This window comes from Arachidicoccus sp. (assembly GCF_050436765.1).
Classification (GTDB): Bacteria; Bacteroidota; Bacteroidia; order Chitinophagales; family Chitinophagaceae; genus Arachidicoccus.
In genome coordinates this window covers 1-2,527 of record NZ_JBNQGD010000030.1, presented here as the reverse complement: position 1 = coordinate 2,527, position 2,527 = coordinate 1, and the positions used below count along the sequence as shown (strand labels likewise).

Annotated in this window: 4 protein-coding genes; all 4 read left to right on the top strand. The window is 36.0% G+C overall.

What is annotated here, in order from left to right:
* Nucleotides 1-199 precede the first annotated feature (199 nt).
* Nucleotides 200-991, top strand: a complete 792-nt coding sequence (locus tag ACQR30_RS01205) for an SDR family oxidoreductase (protein WP_429730103.1) — start codon at nucleotides 200-202, stop codon at nucleotides 989-991.
* Between the two features lie 192 nt (nucleotides 992-1,183).
* Nucleotides 1,184-1,342, top strand: a complete 159-nt coding sequence (locus ACQR30_RS01200; RefSeq protein ID WP_429730100.1) for a lmo0937 family membrane protein — start codon at nucleotides 1,184-1,186, stop codon at nucleotides 1,340-1,342.
* Nucleotides 1,343-1,474: 132 nt separating this feature from the next.
* Nucleotides 1,475-1,924 carry a large conductance mechanosensitive channel protein MscL gene (mscL, locus tag ACQR30_RS01195; protein WP_429730098.1) on the top strand — a complete coding sequence of 150 codons (450 nt, stop codon included), beginning with the start codon at nucleotides 1,475-1,477 and terminating at the stop codon, nucleotides 1,922-1,924.
* Between the two features lie 300 nt (nucleotides 1,925-2,224).
* Nucleotides 2,225-2,527, top strand: a 303-nt coding sequence (locus ACQR30_RS01190; protein ID WP_429730096.1) for a glycosyltransferase, incomplete at its 3' end; no start/stop codon positions are given.

Below are 2,527 nucleotides of genomic sequence, written 5' to 3'. Positions count from 1 at the left end.
TTAAATAATCCTCTCATTATATAAAGATCAAGAAAGCATAAACAAGGCAGATATTAAAAAGATACAACCATCCTTGGCAAAAAAAACTAAAAGAAAATAGAGTAATTCAGAATCGGAAGAGAATAAAAAAAACAAAAAGAGTCCTAAGAAAGGATTCCCGGCCCAAAAACAAAAACATCAGCCCGGAACTGAAACAACCATGAAGCCAAAACCAATTTCTCATCCTATTAGTGAACCAGGCAAAAAGCTAGCAGGCAAAATTGCCATCATTACAGGTGGGGACAGTGGAATCGGAAAAGCGATAGCTTTATTATTTGCAGAACACGGAGCGAATATCGTCGTCGTTTATCTACGGGAGCATAAAGATGCTCATAAGACGGAACAAGAAATTTTAGAGAGAGGTGTGCAAACGTTATTTTTATCCGGGGATATCGCAAAGGAAAATTTCTGCAAAAAAGTTATTGAACAGACCATCCTTAAGTTTGGAAAAATTAATATCCTGATAAATAATGCTGCTGTTCAATATCCACAAAAAAATCCGGAAGATATTTCCAAAGACCAGTTAATCAGAACGTTTAGCACGAATGTATTCTCCGCTTTTTACATGACGGCGGCTGCTCTACCCTATATGAAAAAAGGCAGTTGTATCATTAATACGACTTCTGTAACGGCATACAGAGGAAGTAAATCTTTAATAGATTATTCTTCTACTAAAGGGGCGTTAGTGGCCTTCACCAGATCCCTTTCAACCGCTCTAATAGAAAGAGAGATTCGGGTAAATGGGGTGGCTCCCGGTCCCATTTGGACACCACTTATCCCCTCTTCTTTTTCTGAAGATAAGATTAAAACATTTGGTACCGATGTACCGATGAAGAGAGCGGGTCAAACGCAAGAAGTGGCACCCTGTTATCTTTTTCTCGCATCGGACGATTCTAGCTATATGACAGGACAAGTATTACATCCCAACGGAGGAGAGATTATTAATGGTTAACAAGATTATTTTGTACAATAAAAAAACACTCAATGATTCACAAAATGCTTCAACTCTAAAAACATGCAGATTATTATATTTTGAAATGAAAAGACCACTGATAAAATTATTGGAATATAGAATACAGTTCTTGCAAAAGAATATTTGAAATGTACATCTGTAATTTGATTATTAATTTAAAAAATAAAAATTATGAAAGCGCTATTATTTGTTATCGGTATATTATTAATTATCGGCTGGGTGTTTAGTTTTCTTTTGTATCATGTCACAGGATTTCTTATTCATCTTTTGCTCATTGTAGGAGTTATAATAATTATTGCCAATCTATTTGGCAGCAAGAAGTCTTTATAGAGGGCGAAGGATATTTAAAAACGTGAAAACTCCTACTGTTTTCACGTTTTTGGGCTTGAACAGCCACAGGATGAAAGATTGAAAAACATTTCCTATTAAAATGATCTATCTGATGAATTAAAACTTAGTCAAATGGGGTTTATAAAAGAATTTAAGGATTTTGCCATCAAAGGAAATGTTATCGATCTGGCAGTTGGCGTAATAATAGGCACAGCGTTCGGAAAAATTGTTACAAGTGTGATAGATGATTTAATAATGCCCATCGTATCCAAGATAACCGGACAGCCCGATTTCACAAAACTATGGATAGATTTAAATGGACATGCGGCAAGGAAGCTTTCGCTTGCAGACGCCCGAAAAGTGCCTGATGCAGATATTTTCGCCTACGGAAATTTTATCACGGTAGTAGTCAATTTCCTTCTTTTAGCATTGGTAATTTTTATAATGGTCAAAGGGATTAATGACCTTAAAAGAAAACATGCGGAAAAGCCCGCTCCACCAACGCCACCTTCTAATGAAGAGCGTCTTCTTACCGAAATCAGGGATGCAATAAAAAATAAGCAAACTAGTCAGCCCTCTTAAAGCTAAAGTCAGTTGGTAATTATCACCCAGTAAAACTGTAATCCTTGTAAAGGGGAAGATTTAAATTCCATGCTATAAATACAAAATTTCATGAAAACGAAAGAGCAACATATAAGGCCTCCTACTTATTTTTATTAGTTGTATTATTTTTTCGGTATGTTAATCATTACGTAAGATATAGAGCAAGTCTTATCTGCAGCTTTCGTTAAAATCTCCTTAATCGGGATTATACATATTTAGAAGGGATGTGGGCAACAAATAGCCTGCATATAACTGTAAATTCTCAAAATAATTTTACCTATGAAAATTGCACAAATAGCCCCCCTTATTGAATCTGTTCCTCCAAAATTTTATGGTGGCACGGAAAGGGTCGTCCATTATTTAACAGAAGAGCTTGTAAAAATGGGGCATCAGGTAACATTATTTGCAAGCGGCGACTCTTGTTCAAGTGCAGAACTTGTACCGACCGTGGAACGATGCCTGCGAATGGATCCAGACTGTGTTAATCCACTTGCATATCAGATTATACAACTTAACGAGGTAATGAAAAGAGCAAAAGAATTTGATATTCTTCACTTTCATATGGATTACATCCATTTTCCG